Origin of the sequence: Croceimicrobium sp. (genome assembly GCF_965228705.1) — a bacterium.
In the GTDB taxonomy this organism is placed as follows: domain Bacteria; phylum Bacteroidota; class Bacteroidia; order Flavobacteriales; family Schleiferiaceae; genus Croceimicrobium.
The window spans coordinates 1,630,612-1,654,278 of record NZ_OZ245832.1; the positions used below are offsets into that span (position 1 = coordinate 1,630,612).

Below are 23,667 nucleotides of genomic sequence, written 5' to 3' on the forward strand. Positions count from 1 at the left end.
GCAAAATTAAATGCCTCGGGGGGTTGAAACTAAAAAAATCTAAATTTTTTACGAACACCCTCTTAAAAACAAGGGGTCAACAAGCGAATAAGATCAAATCACATCGATAACCCCTAGTAAATACACGGTATACAAGGCAAACATTATAAATCCTTGCCAGCGACTTATGATACCACGCTTCAACCATAGCATAAATGGTAAGAGGATTAGGCTTATTCCAATTAACCAGGGGAAATCAAAGGACATGAGTGCGGCACTTTGTACGGGTAAATCCGTGATCAAGCCAGTGATACCCAATACGGCCAGAATATTAAAGATATTAGATCCAATGAGGTTTCCTAAAGAAAGATCTTGCTCGCCTTTAAAACTCGCAATTAATGAAGCGGCTAATTCGGGTAAGCTGGTGCCAATAGAAACTACAGTAAGCCCCACTACCCTTTCGCTTATACCCCAGTCGGTAGCGATGTTTACTGCACCTTTTACCAGGAACTCCGATCCAAATCGCAATCCGGCTATTCCTGCCGCCAGGAAAAACACCATTTGCCAAAGCTTAAGCAATTTGGCCTCCGATACTTCAGGCTCTACCCTCTTCTGCTTGCGTGATCCACGAATTTGAAAGAGATTATAAAGGACGAGTAAAATAAATAAGATCAAAGCTTCCCAAAAGCCCAACAAGCCATTTAAAAGAAACACATAGAGTAATAGGGTAACAAAAAACATTATTCCCCAATCCACCCGCATGGTGCGCTTACTCACCTGCATCGGGAACACCATAGCGGTTAAACCTAAAATGAGAGAGATGTTTGCAATATTGGAACCGATCACATTTCCAAAAGAAATATCAACGTGACCTTCTAAAGCCGCTTTTAGGCTTACTAGCAGTTCGGGGGCAGAAGTAGCAAAACTAACCACTGTCATACCAACAACAAGAAGAGAAATCTTAGCTCTCAGAGCGATATCCACTGATGCCTTTACTAACCAATCTCCACCAAAAAGAAGGAGTAAAACCCCTACCAATACCAGGAAATAATCCATTCTAGAACTTATTTCGCTTGATGGAACCCGTGATTTCTTCGATTTCCTTTTTCTCTGATTCGATCTTGTCCTTAAACTTCTTTAAGTCGGAACCTTCACTGGTCTTATTGATCTCATTCTTGATATCCTCCGTTGCATTGCGCACCTCTCTGATTCCTTTACCAATTCCACGCGCAATTTCCGGGATTCGATTGGCCCCGAAAAACATGATCACCAACAGTAAAATCACCACGATTTCACCGCCGCTGATATTGAAAAACATAAATGGGAGGGTTTGAAAAATCATAATTCAAAATTAACCAAAAAACCCCGACTCCTTACGAAAGAAATCGGGGTTCAAGACTATTGTTTCAGAAGGACTATTCCTCCTCTTTTTTCATGGTGTCAATCATAATCGGAGTAGCAATGAAGAGGGATGAATAAGTACCCACAACAATACCGATTAAGAGTGCGAACATAAAGCCTCGGATTACCTCACCACCAAAGATGAAGATGATCAGCAATACAAAGAAGGTAGTTAAAGAGGTGTTTACGGTACGACTCAAAGTTCGGTTCAAGGCGTCGTTCACCACTTCATTAATTCCTTTCTTCTTAAGGTTATGCGTACGCATGTATTCACGAATACGGTCAAATACAACCACGGTATCATTCAGCGAGTAACCAATTACGGTTAACACGGCTGCGATAAAGGCTTGATCGATCTCTAAAGAGAAAGGTAAGATACCGTAGAGTAAGGAGAAGAGTGACAATACTACCAATACATCGTGGAAGGCCGCTACTACAGCACCGGCGCTAAACTGCCATTTACTAAAGCGGATTAAGATGTAAAGGAAGATCACCACTAAGGAGAAAATGATCGCTAATACTGCTGAGGACTTAATATCATCGGCAATGGTTGGACCTACCTGACGCTCGGCCACAATACCAATATCGCTAGCTCCTGAAGCCTCAGAGAAAAATTCTTCTTTTGAAGGTGCACTTTGATAGAAAGAACTTACACCTTCGTATAAACGATTCTTGATATCAGCCTCTACCTCAGTTCCGGTTTCGTTGATCTTATACTTGGTGGTAATGATTACTTGAGATGCTTCACCAATAGTTTTTACTTCTGGGAAAACCTTAGTACCATCTTCATTCACAAAATAATCACCCAGGGTAGTTTGAATATCTACCGAGTTTACAGCTTGATCAAAGCGCACTTGATATGAACGTCCACCTACGAAATCCACACCGTAGTTTAAGCCACGAGTAGAAAGTGAAATGATACCGGTTAAGATGATCAAACCACTAATGGTATAAGCAATTTTACGCTTTGCAAGGAAATCGATATTAAACTTCGTAAAGGCATTGCGAGTTGCATTGGTAAAGAAACTCACCGACTTTTTCGCACCTAAACGAGCTTCAAACACCAAACGAGTAATGAAGATTGCACAGAATAAAGAGGTAAGAATACCGATAATCAAAGTTGTGGCAAATCCTCGAATTGGCCCGGTACCAAATGCATAAAGAATAACGCCGGTTAAGAAGGTAGTAACGTTGGCATCAATAATGGAAGAATAAGCGTTCTTGTACCCATCTTCGATGGCTAAACGCAATCCTTTACCATGAGTTAATTCCTCACGAATACGCTCATAGATCAGCACGTTCGCATCTACCGCCATACCAATGGTTAGTACGATACCGGCAATACCGGGTAAGGTTAGCACTGCACCTAAAGAAGCTAATACTCCAAAGATAAAGAACATGTTTACGATCAAAGCCAGATCGGAAGCAGCACCCGCACCATTGTAATAGAAAATCATATAAACCATCACTATGGCAAGAGCAATTACGAATGACCATAATCCTGCACTAATGGCTTGTTTACCTAAGCTAGGTCCAACAATATCAGCTTGGATAATACGAGCTGGAGCAGGTAAAGCACCGGCCTTTAAAATATTGGCAAGGTCTTGCGCTTCAGTTACAGTAAAGCTTCCAACGATTTCAGTATTACCATTGCTGATTTCGTTATTCACACGAGGGTAAGAATAAGCAAGGTTATCTAAGACTACCGCAACAGAACGATTATCGTCAGGATTAGCCTGATCTCCTACAGCCTCACGGGTAATTTTAGCCCAACGGCTGGCACCACTGGCATTCATGCTCATGGTAACCACCGGCTCATTTGCCTGGTTAAAGTCTTGACGTGCATCTACAACTACATCACCACTCATGGCCGCTTTGCCATCGCGAGTTGTTTTAGCCGCTAATAAGTAGAGTAATCCACCATCATCAGGCTTAGCCGTCCAAATGAACTTCACATTGCGAAGACTTCCGGGGATCAAAGCTAAGATACGTGGATTGGAAAGGTATTCATTCACCTTATCGGTATCACCTACACTGGATACCCCAACGATAGGACCGCGATTAGGCTGACCGGTTTCATTGTCGATATTAGGACCAAATACCTCCCAAAGCGGGTTGAACTGGTTAACTACGTTTGCACTATCTGAGCTTAAAGAATCACTTTCGGCCGCAGCCATGGCAGATGTGCTATCTGAAGAACTACTATCTGTAGCAGCATCAGTAACCGATTGAATTTCATTCAAGAAGTCTGAACCTTGCTCCTCTCCACTTTGAGTTGCGGTGGCACTATCTTTTCCAGCATTTGGATTTTCCACTAAACCTCGCAAGCGCTCATTCGCTTGAATCATAAAGTTTAATAGTTCATAGCCTTCGTATAATTCATAGAATTCGAGCTCGGCAGTAGACTGCAATAATTTTTTAACACGATCCGGATCTTTTACCCCGGGAAGTTCTACCAAAATACGGCCACCATCATCCAAACGTTGAATGTTAGGTTGTACCACACCGAATTGGTCGATACGAGCCCGTAATACGGTATATACGTTTTCAACAGAGGCATTCACCTGAGCGCGCAATTCAGCTTCAACTTCCGCATCGGAGGCGTTAAAACCGAGTTTATCGTTCATTTCCTTGGTCCCGAACACCTTAGGATCACTCATCTTTAAGTTCCCCCCACGATCCGCATTAATTTGCTTGAAAGCAGCAAAGAAATTGTCCAGGTAATTTTCTTGATTCTCGGTAGCATTCTGATCCGCAAGTTTAATAGCCTCGGTGAATACAATGTCTTTGCTTTGATTTGAAATCTCGCGAAGGATATCTTTTACCGATACTTCGAGGATAACATTCATACCACCACGTAAGTCAAGGCCAAGGTTAATTTCCTTTTCCTTCACTTCAGCATAAGTGAATTCATCAATTAGTACATTGTAAACCACCTCACTACGCACGGAGTCGAGATAGCTTTCACGGCGTTCTAGGTCGCCGGCAGCATAGTCATCTGCATCACTTTCGACAGAGCGGGTGATATAGGTAAATGAAAGCTGATAAATACAAGCCAAAGCAAACACTATGGCAAACAGTCGGATAACTCCTTTATTCTGCATTACTTAGTCGTAAAAGGGTGTTCAAATAAAGGCGGCAAATATAGTTTTTCAGTAAATAAATCACAATGTACGTTGACTATATCACCAAGCCTTCAGTAAGATATTTGCGTAATTTTACCAAAAGTCTCTGTAAATGCGCACCTTTCTTCTCTCTTTGCTATTCACTTTTTTGCAATTTCAATTAAGTGCTCAACTTCGCTTTTCCTTTGAGCAACAGATCAATACCAAAGTATACAATGGTACGGACACCATTGCCAACCCTTGGGCCGGTGGATTAAATTACCCGGTTTTCAACAATTTGGATTTAAACTTCGATGGACTGACCGATCTTTTAGTTTTCGATCGAAGTGGAAAAAGACTTTTACCAATGATGTGGGAAGAAGTAAACGGAGATACTGTTTTACGATATCACCCAGAATACCTCAAACATTTTCCTCTTCCACGCGGTGAAGGTGCCTTTATTCTCTTGCGCGATTACAATTGTGATGGACTAAATGACATTTTTTATTCCGACGGCTCCTTCCTTTATGTTTATGAGAATACCAGTTCCAATGGGGAGTTAAGCTTCAGTATTGCAAATAATGGAAAGCATTTAGATACGGATTACCTCGCTTCAGGAGTCTCCAAACTCTATATTTCTCGAGCAGATCTCCCAGATATTAATGATGTAGACGGCGATGGCGATCTGGATATTTTAACCTTTGGCAATGGTGGGGTTAAAGTAGAATTTCATGAAAACACCAGTCCTTGCGGACTAAATTATGTTCAGACCGGAAATTGCTGGGGATTGTTTAAAGAAGGAGGTATCTATCGTTCGGTAGAATTAAATAATTGCACCACCGGTAATAAGCGGGCTCTGGGTCCAGGAAAGGTTTTACATACCGGGAGCTCCATGCTCACCTGGGATCTGGATAATGATAATGTAGTAGACCTTCTCCTTTCTAATGTTTCCTACAATAACCTCTCTGCCCTCAGTAATGGTGGAACTTTAGATTCCTCGGCAATGGTTGCTCAAGACACGATGTACCCCCCTTCACACCCCGTAGACCTGTTCAATTTTCCGGGAGCCTTCCGGGCTGAAACCGGAACCGATGGAGTGGATGACCTGGTATTAAGTAGCTTTAGCTCCGCCACCAGTGGCAGTCCGGATATGTCGTCGAACCACCGAGGTATATGGCACTATAAAAACATCGGTACTAATTCACAACCCAATTTCATTTTCCAGGAAGACAATTATTTGCAAGGAGAAATGAATGATGCGGGAGCCGCCAGCACACCTCGTTTAGTAGATTTAAACGGAGATAGTTTGGTAGACTTGATACTGAGCGTTGGAAACCGCTTTATGCAACCAGGGGTCTCTCACTCTCAATTGTACTACTTCGAGAATACCGGCACTGCGCAACAGGCAGAGTTTACACTGGTTGACACCAATTTCGCAGATATCTTGTCCTACAATTTCGGAACTGAAATCGTACCGGCTTTTGGTGATTTAGATGGCGATGGTGACCAAGATATCATCGTAGGTGCCAACAGCGGTTATTTCCACTATTTAAAAAATATTGGCTCCGCTACTTCACCATCTTTTACGGTAGATACCTACATTATAACGAATACAGATGTAGGAGCAAATGCTGCGCCTTATCTTTTTGATTTAGATGACGATGGTGACCTGGATTTGTTTGTTGGAAATGAACAAGGCAAAATTTACTGGTTCGAAAACAGTTCAGCTTCAGCGCCAAATTTCAGCCAACAATCTTCCTTCTTTGGAGCGGTTAGTGTTTCTGCCCAGAATTTATCTGGAAATGCGGTACCCGTTTTTTACCGAGACAGCACAGGCAGTACTACCTTGTTTGTAGGTTCTCGAAAATTGGGGGTCACCCAATTTGATCAAGTAGATACAGTATCCAAATTGCCAAGCTCCATTAGCGACACGATTGGCAATGGCAGCAAACAAAGTTTAACGAGTGACGAAAGCCTTTTTGGCATCAGTAAGCGCAGTGGCCGAAACCAATTTTTGATTTTGGCTTCTGAATTACAAGCCAAAGGATACCTTTATGGGGATATCGAAAGCATTGGGTTTAATGTGGTAGATAAAGGGGGATCCGTATTATCAAATGGATTTACGGTTAAAATGAAAAATACCACCGCTACCAGTTTAAATGGTTTTGAAGAGAACTTCCCCTACCCTTATCCTCTGGAAAACTTCATTTACAATTTCGGCAATGGCTGGAACACCATTCCACTGCAAAACCCTCATCTCTGGGATGGACATTCGAATTTAATTATTGAAGTATGTTTTAGTGGAAACTTCCCAGCCAGCAATATTCATTTAGCCATGACTGATCAGGGCTTTAATTGCCATTCTTATGGGGATATCACTAATTACAATAACCTTTCGGCTGATGGCTGTACCATGCCCTATTTGCAAACCATCCAAAAACGTCCGGATATTCGATTAAGCTTAACCCCTGCCTTAATACCCGTTCCTGCCGCTCAACACCATGATCTTTATATTGGTGAACGTAGCAATGCTGATTTTGCCGATCTTAATGGTGATGGTTATCTAGATGCGGTGGTTGGCAATTTAAGTGGCGGCCTTAGCTTATTCTATGGAAATGAATACAGTTTCTCCAATCCAGAAAATCCTGTCTCGGAGAAAGCCATCAATATATACCCCAACCCCAACAAGGGTCAATTTCATATCGATTTAACCCCGGATGTTTTAGCCGAGTACAGTAAGCTTCGAATATTCAATGTTCAAGGGCAACAGGTTTTCAATCAGGAGATTGACGCCAGTTCCGAGATTAGTCTAAGCTCGAACTTAAAGGATGGATTGTATATCGGAATCATTGAAAGTGCCACCGACCGCAAGTCCTTTAGATTTATCCTCAAGCATTAGCTATCTGCATTTTTCCCGCCCTAACAAAGGAGTGGTTATTAACTAAATGTTAAAAATCTGAGACATTTCAGCCTTTAGAATTCTTCTAAACAAAGTTGAAAAGTTTATTATTGCATTCGTAATAATTATCCATTGTTTATGAAAAGATTACTATTAACCCTCACTTTGGTGGGGTTATGGCAGTTGGGCTATGCTCAATGTCCGCCTAGCTCCCCCTTGGTGACGCCCTACACGGAGGATTTCGACTCCGAGACAGCGGGCTATCAAGCAACATTCGGGAACTGCTACATTGGAACCACCAGTTCCAATCCTCGCTGGGAATATGAAACCAGCGGAACAAGTAACTCTACCGGTACCGGTCCCCTTAATGATGCATCAGGTTCTGGTTTGTATGCCTATCTGGAAACTTCAGGTGGTGCACAAGGCGACACTTCTGGTTTAATTACCCCAGCAATTGATCTGGTTGGTTTAAGCAACCCAGAACTCCGCTTCATGTACCATATGTACGGTGCAACCATTGGCCAATTAGATGTTTACGTTAATGACGGAACAGGTTGGACCTTAGAAAGCTCCATCGTTGGTCAGCAACAAACTGACGAAAACGATTGCTGGTTGCCTGCTTCTGTAAGTTTAGCCAGCTATTTTGGCGACACTGTACAGGTTAAATTCGTTGGAGAGCGCGGTAGTTCTTTTACCGGTGACATTTCAATTGATGAAATTGAGGTTGACAACGAATTGAACTGCGCCATCCCCTTGAACTTAACTTGGGTGAGCAGTACACCAACTAGTGCTACTATCACTTTCGACGCTGTAGCCAATGCTACGTCAGGTTACAACGTTTATGTTGGAGCCCCAGGATTTGACCCCACAACGGTTACTCCTACAAACTACACCAGCAATACGGTTACTTTAACCGGATTAACTGCCGCCAGTAACTACGAAGTATATGTAGAGTCTGATTGTGGCACTAATGGTGTTAGTGGAACTCTTTGTAAAGGATTACTATTCCAAACTACTTGTGTTCCTTTCAACACATTCTATAGCCGCGACTTTGATAGTGACGCTTCTGGCGACCCCGCACAATGTTGGGCACAGTATTCTTCTTACAACCCCACCAGTTCTTGGGCAGAAGTAGTAACGCTTTCCACATTCAACAGCCCACAACCTTATAGTGGTTCTAATGTATTGGAACTCTACAGCGCAAGTGGTGGTACTCCAGCAGACACCCTGATGGCGATCAGCCCTGAATTTAGTGATATGACCAGTAATGCTCGTCAGATTAAATTCCAGGTTGCATCTCAATCCAGCACCAATACGTTGATGATTGGTACAACCAACTCTCAAAACCCAGGTGCTCCAATCTCTTGGATCGACACTCTTAGCAACCTTAGTGGTTCTTGGCAATTGGTAATTCTTCCTTTAAACGCTGCTAGCGGATACAATGGAACCGACAAGTATATTGTATTCCGTCACGGAATGCAGAACACTTTCAGCGATGTATACATTGATGACTTTGTTTACGAAGCCATTCCTGCATGTCCTCAGTTAACCAACATCAGTCAAACTGGTATTGGTATCACTACCAGCAGCTTTAGCTATAACAGCAATGGTAACCCAGTTCAATACGAATGGGGTCCTGTAGGTTATACTCAAGGTACCGGTACAGTAGGTACTCTTCCTGCTGGATCAGGAACCATTAGTGGTTTAAGTTCTGCCAGCTGCTATGATGTTTACCTGCGTACTGATTGTACTGGTGGTGGTAACGGAACCTCTGTTTGGTCTGGTCCATTTACCATTTGTACTCTTTGTACTACCCAATCTTTACCTTATTCCGAAAACTTCGATATTGGTTTAGGTTGTTTCGTAGTAACCGATGGTGGTAATACCACTGATACCTGGATTCATGCTACATCTTCAAATACTACTACCACTACTACGGGTACTGCACTTGATGCTTCCCCAGGTTGGATTGAAGCCGATTCAGATAATGCTGGTTCCGGTGCTATAACCATGGATGAGAATATCACCAGTGCTTATATCGATGCTGGAAGCATTACCGGAACTTTATATCTCGAATTTGACCAGTTCTATCAGCACTTAGGCTCTAATGCCGAGGTTGAAATTTGGGACGGTAATGCCTGGGTTAATGTTCTAACTCAAAACTCTTCCAATGTTGGTGCCTGGGGAAATCCAGATCATCAAAAAATTGATATTACCGCTTATGCCAACGACAGTCTTCAAGTACGTTTCGTATACAAAGACAATGGCGTTTGGGCCTGGTGGTGGGTAATTGACAATGTTCTTGTACAAGAAGAACTTTGTGCCCGCTCAACCAATTTTACAACAGCCTTTGTTACAGCTGACTCAGTGGGTCTTGCCTGGGATCCAGGTGCTGGAAATACTTTTGGTATTGAATATGGTCCTGCAGGATTTACGCCTGGTAGCGGAACACTCACCAGTACCACTGACTCTACCATTACCATTACAGGCTTAAGTGCACAAACCAGCTACGATTTTTATCTAATCGACACTTGTTCTGGCGGTGTAGCGAGTTTACCTGTATTCTTAAATGCTGCAACTGCTTGTGCCATCAGCACTCCAGCTGTATTGCCATTAACAGAAGGGTTTGAAAATTACAGTCAAGGTCCTACCTTCAACGGTACTACCGAATATCTGTGTAATCCATCGTATTACTGGTCCTTAAACCCATCATCCGGAAATGGCCGTTTCCGCTTGCAAGCAGGTTCTACTTATTACCGAAATGGATTACAGGCATTAACTGTGGATCATGATCCGTTTGTTTCTACCGTTGAAACCAATAGTATGGTTATGACCGTAGACTTAAGCAACTATACCACTGCGAATGGTATTGAATTAAGCTTCTACTGGATGCGTCATACTACCACTTCTCGCGCTGGAAACAAAGTGTATGCTCGTGGTAGCGCATCAGACACTTGGGTAGAATTAGCCAGCCTAAATAACTCTGCAAGTGGTTCTTTCGATTCAATTATCGGAATGGACATTGTAGCGCCTTTAGGTCTTGTAGGACAAAGCGTGAGTGCTACTACTCAAATTCGCTTCGATCAAGAAGGTCAATCTGGATCCAACTTTAGTAATACTTGCTGCGATGGCTATACTTTAGAGGATATTACCCTCGAAGCTGTTGCTTGTCCACTTCCTGGTGGATTAAATGTGAGCAATGTATTTGACACCACCGCTACCTTAAATTGGGCTGGTGCTTCTTCTGCTTCCAACTTCCAATATTGGTTTGGTCCTGCAGGTTTCTACCAAGGTACCAGCACCACCGGCGGAGTAAAAGCCTTTAATGCTAGCTCCGGTGTAGTTGTAGATACTTTAAGTCCATTTACCTGCTACGAATTCCTGGTACGTACAGTATGTCAGCCTGGTGATACTTCATCCTGGAGTGCTCCTTACCAATTCTGTACTCCTTGTAGCCCAATTAGTGCTCCTCATTCAGAAAACTGGGATGCCCTTTCTTCGGCTTCTAAGGACCTTGGATGTTTCAGCTCTATCGAAGATCCTAGCTTAAATAGCTCGAACTTCTTAGGGGTGACTATTCAGAATAGCACATTCTATAATCCTATTTCTACTCCTAACTATGTAGAAATGGATAACTCATCGGCTACTGCATCTCCTTTATTGTTGGTGTCTCCTCCCACAACCGATATGGCTGCTGGAGACAAACGCCTGGTATTCTATAGCCGTGCAACCTTTACCGCCACTCCTCCTCACAGTATTGTTGTAGGAACTATGAGTGATGGCACTGATGCCAGTACATTCCATGCAATTGATACCATTAACCCTGACGGTGCAGCCTTTACTCGTTATGTAGTAAACCTGACTACCGCTAATGGTTACAACGGAACAGACCTTTACTTTGCCATTGCTCATGGTCAAGAAGCTACCTTCCGTACCGTATTAATTGATGACCTAACCTATGAGCAAATTCCTACTTGTCCTGAAGTAAGCAACCTTGCTACTTTGCAAGTAGATAGTATGAATGCGGTGGTAAGCTGGACTCCTTTCAGCGGAAGTACGGGTAACTTCCAAATTGAATATGGAACAGGTGCTTTCGGTGCTTCCGGTAACAGTAGAACTGTGGTAAGCAACGATACCGCTACTATTTCTGGATTGACTCCTGGAACCAATTACTGTTTCTGGGTACGCGAAATTTGTGCAGCCGGTGACACCAGTATTTGGGTAGGTCCTAATTGCTTTAAAACAGAATGTTTAAGTATTTCTGCTCCTTCTCATGAGGATTGGGATGCTTTAAGCGCTGGTTTAGACTTAGGATGTTTCAATAAATATGAAGATCCTAGTTTAACTATCAGCACCTTCCAGGGAGTTACTATTCAGAACAGCACCTTTAACCAGCCTTTCACTGCTCCTAATGTGGTGGAATTGGACAATGGAAGTGTTGTGAATGATGATCTAATCTTGATCTCTCCACGCACTACTGACTTAAATGCCTCAGATAAGCGTATCCGATTCTATGCTCGTACTACCACTACCTTCAATAGTCCTGAAATCGTAGTAGGTTCAATGAGCAATCCATTAGACAATAGCACTTTCAATGCTTTGGATACCATTCCATTGCAAACGGGAGCTATGATGGAGTACATCGTTAATTTTGATGCCACAAATGGCTACAACGGTACTGATAAGTACTTTGCGATTGCTCACGGATTAAAAGCAACCTTCCATACTATCTTCATCGATGACATCTTCTACGAAGCAATTCCAAGTTGTATTCGTCCTGATAGTTTGGATGTTAACAGCATCACATCGAATAGTGCCAGCGTAAGTTGGACCAGCGCTAATGGTGGTTCTAGCTTTGAGTACGAATACGGTATCAACCCATTAGGTGATCCGGGTAATACTCGTACTACGATTTCAACCCCTGCCGCTACCTTAGCTGGACTTACTCCAGGTACCGGATACTGTGTTTGGGTGCGTGAAATTTGCTCGGCTACCGATACCAGCTTCTGGAGAGGACCTTTCTGCTTCAGCACACTTTGTGCTCCTAGCAATCCTGCTCCTTACTATACCAATTTCGAAGGTATTACCATTGGTGTTTCTTCAGGTACTCCTACAGGTTGGGAAAACTGTTGGACACATAATACCATTAGTGGTTCTGTTCATTGGGAATCAGAAGATGCCACTGGTGCAAATGAGAACAGTACTGGTACTGGTCCATTCTATGATGCCACTACTCCAAGTGTAACTGGTGGTACTTATATGTACTTGGAAACATCTTCTACTGGTGGTCCTGCAGAGTTAATCTCTCCACCCATCGACATCACTGGTTTAGCCAGTCCTGAAGTAGAATACTGGTACCACATGTTCGGAGCAACTATCAACCGTTTGGTTGTATATGCTGAGGATAACCTTGGTGGTCGTACTGCTATCGACAGCTTGGTTGGTCAACAACAAACTGCGCAGTCAGATCCATTCTGGCAACGCAATGTGAGCATTGCTAACTTAACTCCAGGTGTATACAAATTTGTATTCGTAGGACATCGCGGAACTTCTTTCACTGGTGATATCTCCATCGATGATTTCCGTGTACAAGTTGGAGCAAGCTGCCCTCGTCCTACTTTCTTGGTACAAACTGCTAAGAACTTAAACGACATCACAGTTGGTTGGACGGCAAATGGTACTGGTACCAGCTGGCAAATTGAATACGGTCCGGTAGGATTTACGCCTGGAAGTGGAACTCTTTTAACTACTTCTAACAATCCTGAGACCATCAACAGCCTTACTGCAGCTACTAATTATGATGTATATGTACGTGAGATTTGTGGTGCAGCAGATACCTCAGCTTGGACTGGTCCTTTAGTGGCTAGCACTGATATCTGTTTAGCCAGCAGCAAATGTTGGTTTGTATTCGATCTTAAAGACACCTTCGGAGACGGATGGAACGGTGGCGAAGTAACCATTTACCAAAACGGAATCGAAGTAGGTAAAATGGGATCCAACTTTACAACCGGAACCTTACTTAAGGATTCTATCCAGCTTTGTGATATGTTCCAAACCTCTGTGGCTTTAACTACTGCTGGTGGATGGCCAAGTGAAATCGGAGTGGAAGTATTTGATCCAACCGGAGCGAGTGTAGGTAGCTATATTGCCAGTTCTTCAACTGCACAAGGTGATACTTTGGTAAGCTTTGTAGCTAGTTGTACTGGAGCACCTACCCCATGTGCTATGCCAGACTCTATCTGGGCAACTTCAAATGTTAGTTGTGATGGAATCGAAGTAGACTGGAACAGCAATACCGGTGGTTCTTTAATTGAGTATGGTCCAGCCGGATTTACTCCAGGTACCGGAACCTTAACAGGTGTTGTAACCGCTCCATATCTGATCTCAAGCTTGAGCCCTGGTACCGCTTATGACATTTATGTTGCCGATACTTGTGGTACCAGCGATACCTCAGCCTTCAATATGGTAAGTACTTCTACCGCTTCTGGTCCATTACCAGTTGCTAGCTTCACTATCGACAGTGCGGTGGTAGGTAGTTCTTATGAGGTATATGTAGATGCTTCTGCTTCTACTGATGCTGATACTTACGAATGGAACTTTGGTAATGGTGTTACTTCCAGCAATGCTGCAGATACCATGGTTTACTTAGGAAATGGTGGCTATACGATCACCTTGATTGTAAGTAATGCTTGTGGTAGTGATACCCTGACCTACAATATCAATGTGAACATTGGTATCGAGGAGAATCCATTAGCCAATAGCTTAAGTGTTTATCCTAACCCTGCTAACTACAGTGTGAATATCAACTTCACCGCAGTAAGCAGTGCCGATGCAGTAATTCGTTTAGTGGACGCTCAAGGCCGTGAGGTGATGATGGTTCAAGAACGCGCTGCCGGAGGAGAATTTAAGCGTGAACTGGATGTAAGTCAGCTTGCTTCCGGTATCTATATGATCGAAATTCAATCCGGAGACTTAAAAGCACACCGTAGACTTAGTGTGAAATAAAATTCTCAGGAATTTCAATACTGCCCCCCTTGTAGCTTCCATGCTGCAAGGGGGGCTTTTTTTTGCATTGAAATACCTGAGTTAAAAAGCTAAAAAGCCTTATATACCCTGGAACTAATGCCTTTCTATCTTTAGGAATATACCCTCCTAAAAAAACAAAGACTTCATTAGCTAATACACTCTTTACAAAAGCCTTACTTCAATCCTCTTTTCCAGTAATTATTCACTAGAAGCAATAAAAACAGTTAAATTTCTCATTTTAAAAAGCTATTATTGTATAGCAAACTGTAATATCCCTAACTAGATGAAAAGAGTACTACTAACCCTGCTCCTCGTCAATCTATGGCTAGGAGCGGCGGCACAATGTCCGCCAAGCTCTCCACTCTCAACTCCCTACACCGAAAATTTCGACTCAGAAGCAACTGGCTACCAAGCCACCTTCGGGAATTGTTATGTGGGAACACGTTCAACCGCACCACGCTGGGAATATGAATCCAGCGGTACAGCAAATTCAACCGGAACCGGACCTTTGAATGATGCTTCAGGAACCGGTATCTATGCTTACCTTGAAACTTCGGGAGGAGCTTTAGGCGATACCGCCGGCTTAATCACCCCCCCTATTGACTTGGTAGGATTAAGCAACCCTGAATTGCGATTCCTGTACCACATGTTTGGTGCTACCATCGGTCAGCTCGACATTTATGTAAATGACGGCACAGGCTGGACCCTTGAAAATTCAATTGTGGGTCAGCAACAAACTGACGAAGGAGATTGCTGGTTACCCTCAGCGGTTAGCTTATCTGCTTACTTTGGAGATACAGTACGTATCAAGTTTGTTGGTGAACGAGGTAGCTCCTTTACTGGCGATATCTCCATTGATGAAATCACCGTTGATGAAGCTCTAAACTGCCCGGTTCCCTTGAACTTTCGTTGGCTGAGCAGCACTCCAAACGACGCCATCCTCACCTTTGATGCTGTAGCCGCAGCAACTTCCGGCTACCGAGTATATGTGGGTGCACCTGGATTTGATCCAAGCACCGTTACTCCTCAAACCTTCACAAACGACACTGTAACACTAACTGGCTTAAGTCCTGCTACCACTTATGAGGCTTATGTTGAGTCTGATTGTGGATCTAATGGCTTGAGTGGAACCCTTTGTGCTATTACTTTCGAAACTAGCTGCGTTCCTTTCAACACCTATTACGCTCGAGACTTTGAGTCGGATACGGATGGCGACGAACCCCAGTGTTGGGTTCAGTATAATAATTTCAGCACTAATGCCTATGCACGTACTGAAACGGTAACCAATGCTTACAGCGGAACCAATGTTTTGGAATTATTCAGTAGTTCTGGATTTATTGCCGGTGACACCCTGATATCAGTAAGTCCAGAGTTTAGCGATATGACCAGCAATACACGTCAGGTTAAATTCTACGTAAGCTCACAAGTAGCCAGTAACACCCTTATTGTTGGAACCTCGAACTCCCAATTACCCGGATCTTCGTTTAGCCCTATCGACACTATTACTTTAAGCACCGCATGGCAATTGGTTATTCTTCCTTTAAATGCCTCCAGTGGTTATAATGGATCCGATAAATACGTGGTATTCCGTCACGGTTTGGAAAACACCTTCAGCGATATCTATATCGATGACTTTGTCTATGAAGCAATTCCTGCCTGTCCACAGTTAACCAATATTAGCTTAGACGCAGTAGGTATTACTACGGCTACCTTCAGCTATAACAGCAATAGCAATCCGGTACAATATGAATTTGGTCCGGTTGGTTATCAACAAGGAACCGGAACTGTAGGAACACTGCCTAGCAATACAGGCTCCATTACAGGTTTAAGTTCTGCCAATTGTTATGATGTATACCTCCGTACCGACTGTACTAGCGGCGGTAATGGTACTTCCGTATGGTCCGGACCTTTCACCGTCTGCACTCTTTGCTTAACTCAAAGCTTACCCTACTCTGAAAACTTTGATATAGGTTTAGGCTGTTTTATAGCTCAAGATGGTGGTACCACTACCGATACCTGGGTGCATGCCACTTCATCAACAACAACCACTAACCCAGCGGGCTTGAATAGCTCACCAGGATGGGTGGAAGCGGATTCTGATAATGCAGGTTCAGGTGCGGTAACTATGGATGAAAACTTATTGAGCCCATACATTGATGCTGGTAATATCACTGGTACGCTGTATTTAGAATTCGATCAATTCTACCAAAACCTTGGCTCAAATGGCATTGTTGAAGTTTGGGATGGTAATAACTGGATTGGATTATTAAACCAAACAGCCAACATTGGAGCCTTTGGTTCGCCAGACCATCAAAAGATAGATATCACATCCTATGCAAATGACAGTCTTCAAGTACGTTTCGTTTACAAGGATAACGGCAACTGGGCATGGTGGTGGTTAATCGACAATGTTCTGATTCAAGAAGAACTTTGCGCCCGTTCAACCAATTTCAAAACCACCTTTGCTACTTCTGACTCTTTAGGTTTATCCTGGACTGCAGGTTCTGGCACAAGCTTTAGCATCGAATATGGTCCAGCCGGATTTAGCCCTGGAACCGGAACCATAGTAGGTACCACCAACTCCAGTATTACTATCACCGGTCTTAGTGCGCAAACGGCTTATGATTTCTACCTTATCGACACCTGTACGGGTGGAGCTGCCAGCCTTCCGGTATTCCTTTCTGCCAGTACTGCCTGTGCTTTAACGGCTCCTGCAGTGTTGCCATTGGTTGAAGATTTTGAAAGCTATTCTACAGGTCCTGTATTTACCAGTCCTGATCAACTTTGTAATCCAAGCTATACCTGGTCTATGCAACCCTACGGAAATGGTAGGTTTGACCTACAAGCCGGAGCGGCCTTCTATCATAATGGACTGCAGGCAATGACTATTGGTCAGTCAACCTTCACCAATAATTTGGAGGTTAATGAATTCACCATGACGGTTGATTTAAGTAATTACACTTCATCTCCTGGTATTACGCTGAGCTTGTACTATATGCGTCATACTGCTACTTCTCGCCCCGGCAATAAAATCTTTGCCCGTGGAAGCGTAGCAGACTCTTGGGTTCAAATTGCTGTGATGAATTCACCAAATACCGGATCTTATGATTCAATTATTGGGGTTGATATCGTGGGACCATTAGCTGCCGCGGGCCAAACCGTTAGCGCTACCACACAAATTCGTATAGATCAGGAAGGTCAAAACGGCATTTTCAGTACTACCTGCTGTGATGGATTCACCATTGATGATCTTACCTTAGAAGCTGTTAGCTGCCCTAAACCAGGTAATTTATCTGTAAGCAGTGTATTTGATACTACTGCTACCCTCAATTGGGTAGGAACTGCTTCTAACTATCAATACTGGTTTGGTCCTGCAGGCTTTTATCAGGGAACCTCAACAACAGCTGGTACCCAAGTAATGAGCAGCAGTTCAGGGATATTAATCGACACCTTGAGCCAATTTACCTGTTATGAATTTTTAGTTCGTTCCGTTTGCTCCGCAGGAGATAGCTCAGCCTGGGCCGGACCATTCCAATTCTGCACCCCTTGTAGCCCTATTAGTGCACCTTATTTCGAAGATTGGGATGCCTATACCTCTGCTACTAAAGATGTAGGTTGTTTTGGAATTGTGGAAGATCCCTCATTTAATGGTTCCACCTTCAGTGGAGTAACCATTCAGGATTTAACCTTCTACGCTCCTATCTCTACTCCTAACTATGTGGAAATAGACAATGGTAGTGTTACGAATTCACCTTTAATCCTGGTTTCTCCCCCCACTACAGATTTAAATGGTGGTGATAAGCGCATTGAATTCTATGCTCGTGCAACCTTTAATGCAACTCCACCCCATTCATTGATCGTAGGTACCATGAGCAATGGAAATGACGCAAGCACCTTCCATGCCATCGATACCATTTATCCAGATGGAACTGCCTTTACACAGTACAATGTTGAGTTTACTGCTGCTAATGGTTACAATGGTACCGATATGTTCTTTGGACTGATGCATGGACAAGGATCTACCTTCAGCCCATTGTTGATAGATGACCTTATCTACGAAACCATTCCTACCTGTGTGAGACCTTCAGACCTAAAACTGGATTCCGCTGACTTAAACATGATGCATGTTTCCTGGACATCCAATGGTGTTGGTAACTCCTGGGAGATTGAATATGGTCCGGTTGGATTTACTCCAGGAAATGGTACTACTGTTATTGCTAACAGCAATCCATTTACAATAAACAGCTTGCAGGCTGCGACCTCTTACGATGTATATATCCGTGAGATTTGTGCCCCTGGTGATAGCAGCCGTATTGTAGGGCCCGTTAAAATGTCTACTACGGTTTGTGCCGCTGCCAATCAATGTTGGTTCTCTTATGACCTCTTGGATTCCTTTGGCGACGGTTGGAACAATGGTTTAGTGGAGATTCGCCAAAATGGAGTTACCGTTGCTACCTTAGGGCAGAACTTTACCGGAGGCACTCTATTTTCAGATTCAGTGCTGCTATGCGATAATTTCCCAACCTCTATAGTGGTTACCAATGCGGGAGGATTTCCATCAGAAATGGGAATCATGTTCTTTACTCCTTGGGGAGATACCGTAGTTAACTACGCGCCCAGTGGTTCGACCAATCTCAACACCATTATGGGAACCTTTACCGCCCTTTGTACCCCACCTACTTGTGCTGCACCATCTAATTTGGTACAAACTTCAGGTGGATTAACAGACATCTCCATGTCATGGGTTTCGAATGGTCCGGGAACCAGCTTTGAAGTAGAATATGGTTCAGTAGGTCATACTGTCGGTACCGGATCCATTCAAAGTAGTGCAACCAATAGTGCCACATTAACCTCATTGATGTCTTCTTCTAGTTACGATATCTATGTTCGTGAGATTTGTGGTCCTAATGATACCTCTGCCTGGTTTGGCCCTGTAAAAATGAATACAAGCATTTGTGCTGCCAGTCAACAATGTATCTTCAATTTTGATCTAACCGACTCCTTTGGCGACGGCTGGAATGGTGCAGAGATCACCGTATATCAAAATGGTATTGAAATCGGTAAACTAGGTTCCAACTTTACTGGTGGTACTTTATATCAGGATTCTCTTTCCTTATGTGACTCCTTACCTACTCAGATTGTATTAACTACCGGAGGTGGATGGCCTTCTGAAGTTGGCTTCTTTGTATACAATCCTCTAGGGGATACAGCAGCCTTCTACTTTGCCAGTGGGCTTACTGCTCAAGGGGATACCATGGCTAATTTTATCGCCTACTGTTCGGGTAGTCCTTCAACTCCCTGTGCTGCTCCAGATTCCATTTGGGCTACTAGCAATGTAGCTTGCGATGCAATTGAAGTAGACTGGAACAGCAATTCCGGAGGTTCTTTAATCGAGTATGGTCCAGCCGGATTTGCACCTGGTACAGGTACTTTAACCGGGGTTGTTACCGCTCCTTACTTAATTACTAACCTCAGCCCAGGTACCTCTTATGATGTATATGTTGCTGACACTTGCAGCAGCGATACTTCAGGATTTACCATGAATAACTTCAGCACTGCCAGTGGTCCTCTACCAGTTGCTAGCTTCACTATCGACAGTGCGGTAATTGGTAACTCCTATGAAGTATATGTAGACGCTTCTGCTTCTACTGATGCTGATACTTACGAATGGAACTTCGGTAATGGTGTTACTTCCAGCAATGCTGCAGATACCATGGTTTACTTAGGAAATGGCGGCTATACGATCACCTTGATTGTAAGTAATGCTTGTGGTAGTGATACCCTGACCTACAATATCAATGTGAACATTGGTATCGAGGAGAATCCATTAGCCAATAGCTTAAGTGTTTATCCTAACCCTGCTAACTACAGTGTGAATATCAACTTCACCGCAGTAAGCAGTGCCGATGCTGTAATTCGTTTAGTGGACGCTCAAGGCCGTGAGGTGATGATGGTTCAAGAACGCGCTGCCGGAGGAGAATTTAAGCGTGAACTGGATGTAAGTCAGCTTGCTTCCGGTATCTATATGATCGAAATTCAATCTGGAGACTTAAAAGCACACCGCAGACTCAGTGTGAAATAATCTCTTGATTTCGTAAATAATATAAGCCCGATGCCTCTGGTATCGGGCTTTTTTATTCCCTATTTGAATGGCAGCTCTGGTATTCAAAGGCCGTCCATACCAGTCTTATCACCGAAATCATGCTAAAGCTCATTTCCAGAGTCATGGAAGGCTTTTCATTCAATCCTGGATATTCCCGATGCGACTATTTAAAAGGCCTGAATAATCCACCTAAAAATGCCGTCTTAATTTTATTACCTTAGAAGAAGCAAGAGGTTTTCAGGATAGCCAAAAAAAAAGCCCCATCTACCAGCAGATGGGGCTTTGTATTTTATTTAAAGAAGCTTAGAAGCGGATGGTAAATCCAGCATTAAAGTTCCTTGGAATCCCGAAGAATACTTCAGCATCATCAGCATCGTGATCTCCATCGAAAGAATTGTACTGACTGTTATCAGTAGCATCTTGAATATAGATAGCATTCAAAGCATTGAATACATGAGCAAAAACGCTAACACTATAATCTTCAGTATTTAATGGAAGGTCATAGTATAAGTGAAGATCCACCACACCGTAGTCAGGAACCTGCCATGACTGCGTACGATCCCCTTCATCCGTGCGATCCATTGGATTAAAGTTAGAGTAGAAAGAACTGTAATAGCGGTAATCTACCTTGGCCGTTAAACCTTCGGTGATATCTACAGAACCAGAAATATAAGCCTGAGTCTGTGGGGCATCACCAACTTTAAGTCCATTAACATACAAATTGAAAGTATTTTCAACAGCTGATCCATTATCGTAGGTAGTATAGGTAGCATTTACATCGCTGGTATACTCCCAATTTCCAAAAGAAGAACCAAAATCAAAACGCAAACCATCCATGGGCTGATAGGAACCAGCTAATTCCACACCACTGTGGTTCTGACCTAATCCTCCTAAGAAGATAAAGTCTTCGTCACCATTTTGCAGGCGTACATTTTGGGTAATAGTACGATCCGTCCAAGTGGTATTATAATAGTTTACCGTTAATCCAAACTTGTTGCCAAAATAGTAGCTCGCTCCAGCTTCGAAGATGCTTACTTTCTCATTTTGTGGATCATCATAAACCACACCTGCACCGTCATTAATAGCATAGTCGAAAATAGGATTGCGACTGATGTATCCTCCATTAGCAAAGAGGTTGAAGCTTCGGTTTACTTTGTAAGAAGCACCGGCTTTTACCTGAAATCCCGGTAAATTATTTGTGGCCAGGTTTAAGGCATTACCCGTTCCATCATCTTGAAAATGATCCGTATAATCGTATGCTACTACCGTATAGCCGGCCATACCGAAAAGATTTATTTTTTTGGTATCATAAACTGCCTGAGCGTATCCACCCAACCAGCTTACCTGATTGGTATTATCGTAAGCAATTTTATCACCTAAACCTTTCATAAACTGAGCATTGCTGGACTCGAAATCATTACCGGTATAAGCGAAATAATCGCCACCTAAAAGATCACGCACTTCACGGTAGTGATCGATAGAAGCCCAGCGGTAATCTACACCAGCCTGGATATTCAAATTGCTGTTCACATTGTACATCAATTTAGAAATAGCACCCCAGGTTTGTTGATTATTCACGGAGTTTCGGATAATACCGGTAGAAGCATTTAAGGCACTGTGATAAGTCTGATCAATATTATCAGAGTTCTGAGCAATTTCTTTGTCCCATTGAATCACACCCATTCCTTGATAACTGTAGTCAGTACTTACAGAACCATAAGTACCCGTACCACCACCAGCACCACCTGACCAATAAACTACATTGCTCCAACGCAAATCTTTATTGAAACTATGGTACCAGTTTAAGTTGATTTGTGGTTTGTGATAATAATTCTCGCGCTCCATAATATAGTTAGAGGCATAGCGCTGACCGAGATAGGAATTGTACATAGCATAATACTGACGACCACTGTATGATGGGTTCACACCGGCATAGTTTTGGTTGAAATCGCGCCCTGCTTCGCGATAACGTTGGAAAGCCGCTTGGTCGTAATCTTCCAGGTCACTGGCATAGTCGTGGCTGTACCGAGCAATGTTTTGCGCATATAGGTTTTGACCATGACGTTGAGGAGCACCTACAGCATAAATTTCGAATTTGTCATTATCATCCATTTGATATGAAGCGCCAAAATAATAAGCCCAGGCATCGGTAAAAGTTCCTTGATAGAAACCATCACCTTGTTTACGAACTAAGTTTAAAGAGAAGGCAAACTTCTCGTTTAACATGCCTGAATTGTATCCGAAAGTAGATTTACGGAAACCAAAGCTACCTACCTCCTGACGGAAGGATGTAGATTGAGCCTGACCGGCTGGATCAGTAATAATGTTAATGGTACCACCAACAGAAGGAACGGAAATGTTTACCGGGCTAATTCCACGCTGTACCTGAATAGAAGAAGAAGCATCTCCTAAACCATCCCAGTTAGACCAGTATACCCAGCCATTTTCCATATCATTAACGGGAACCCCGTTAATCATTACGGCCACATTACGTTGATCAAATCCACGAACATTGATACGAGAATCGCCGGCACCTCCACCCTGATTGGTTGAATAAACAGATGGAGTTACATTCAATACATTCGGCAAATCCCGAGAACCTAGGTTTTGTACAATTTCCTTTTTGTCTAATTCTTGGAATACAAATGGTGATTCTGCTGTGGTGCGTGAAGCAACAATTTCAACAGCGCTTAATTCATTAGAACCCGCCATCATTTTAAGGGTTCCCATTTCTAAATTACCATCCGCATTTAGGGTTTTGGTAATAGCCTGATAACCAATAAAGCTGATTTGAATGGTGAAATTGTGCTGAGGAATACGCAATTTAAATTTACCCTCAGCATCGGTTTGAGTACCTTGAGTAGTTCCGGAAATCACCACATTCGCCCCCGGTAAAGGGCTACCATCGGTTCCGTCAACAACGGTACCCGAAACAAAACTCTGTGCACCAGCCACGCCAGCAAACAGAAGCATCATCAAGATTGTCTTAATAGTTTTAAACATGATTGGATTGTTTAGCATTTCGAGCAAATGTAGAGGGGTCATATTCCCATGAGGTTGAGAATATTTTAAGCATGAATTACTAAAATCCAATAAATGTTAAAGGATCGTTAATGCTAACAAGCTGTTCATATCCAGAAACTTAGACTGGACCA

7 protein-coding genes are annotated in these 23,667 nt (G+C 43.0%); 3 read left to right on the forward strand and 4 right to left on the reverse strand.

The features are described 5' to 3' along the window. Window positions 1-93: 93 nt before the first annotated feature. The 3 genes from ACO05P_RS07405 to secDF form a co-directional block, all read right to left on the reverse strand. Entirely contained in the window at window positions 94-1,035 is a 942-nt protein-coding gene (locus ACO05P_RS07405) for a calcium/sodium antiporter (protein ID WP_421754490.1), read from the reverse strand. A 1-nt stretch (window position 1,036) separates the two neighbouring features. Continuing rightward, complete coding sequence (locus ACO05P_RS07410) at window positions 1,037-1,321, reverse strand: Sec-independent protein translocase subunit TatA/TatB (protein ID WP_421754492.1); 285 nt, start codon at window positions 1,319-1,321, stop codon at window positions 1,037-1,039. A gap of 73 nt (window positions 1,322-1,394) precedes the next feature. After that, window positions 1,395-4,484: a protein translocase subunit SecDF gene (secDF, locus tag ACO05P_RS07415; RefSeq protein WP_421754494.1), complete on the reverse strand. Its 3,090-nt coding sequence runs from the start codon at window positions 4,482-4,484 to the stop codon at window positions 1,395-1,397. Between the two features lie 133 nt (window positions 4,485-4,617). Between secDF and ACO05P_RS07420 the strand changes: the two genes are divergently transcribed. The 3 genes from ACO05P_RS07420 to ACO05P_RS07430 all read left to right on the forward strand — a co-directional run bounded on the left by ACO05P_RS07420 (window position 4,618) and on the right by ACO05P_RS07430 (window position 20,491). Then, the gene (locus tag ACO05P_RS07420) at window positions 4,618-7,383 is read left to right on the forward strand and encodes a T9SS type A sorting domain-containing protein (protein WP_421754495.1); all 2,766 of its coding nucleotides are present in this window, start codon (window positions 4,618-4,620) and stop codon (window positions 7,381-7,383) included. A 138-nt stretch (window positions 7,384-7,521) separates the two neighbouring features. Continuing rightward, window positions 7,522-14,388, forward strand: a complete 6,867-nt coding sequence (locus ACO05P_RS07425) for a fibronectin type III domain-containing protein (RefSeq protein ID WP_421754497.1) — start codon at window positions 7,522-7,524, stop codon at window positions 14,386-14,388. Window positions 14,389-14,692: 304 nt separating this feature from the next. Continuing rightward, window positions 14,693-20,491: a T9SS type A sorting domain-containing protein gene (locus ACO05P_RS07430; RefSeq protein WP_421754498.1), complete on the forward strand. Its 5,799-nt coding sequence runs from the start codon at window positions 14,693-14,695 to the stop codon at window positions 20,489-20,491. 324 nt (window positions 20,492-20,815) lie between these two features. On the opposite strand, the gene ACO05P_RS07435 is transcribed toward ACO05P_RS07430, so the two are convergent. Beyond that, a complete protein-coding gene (locus ACO05P_RS07435) occupies window positions 20,816-23,515 on the reverse strand; it encodes a TonB-dependent receptor (RefSeq protein WP_421754500.1) in 2,700 nt (899 codons plus the stop codon). Window positions 23,516-23,667: the final 152 nt, after the last annotated feature.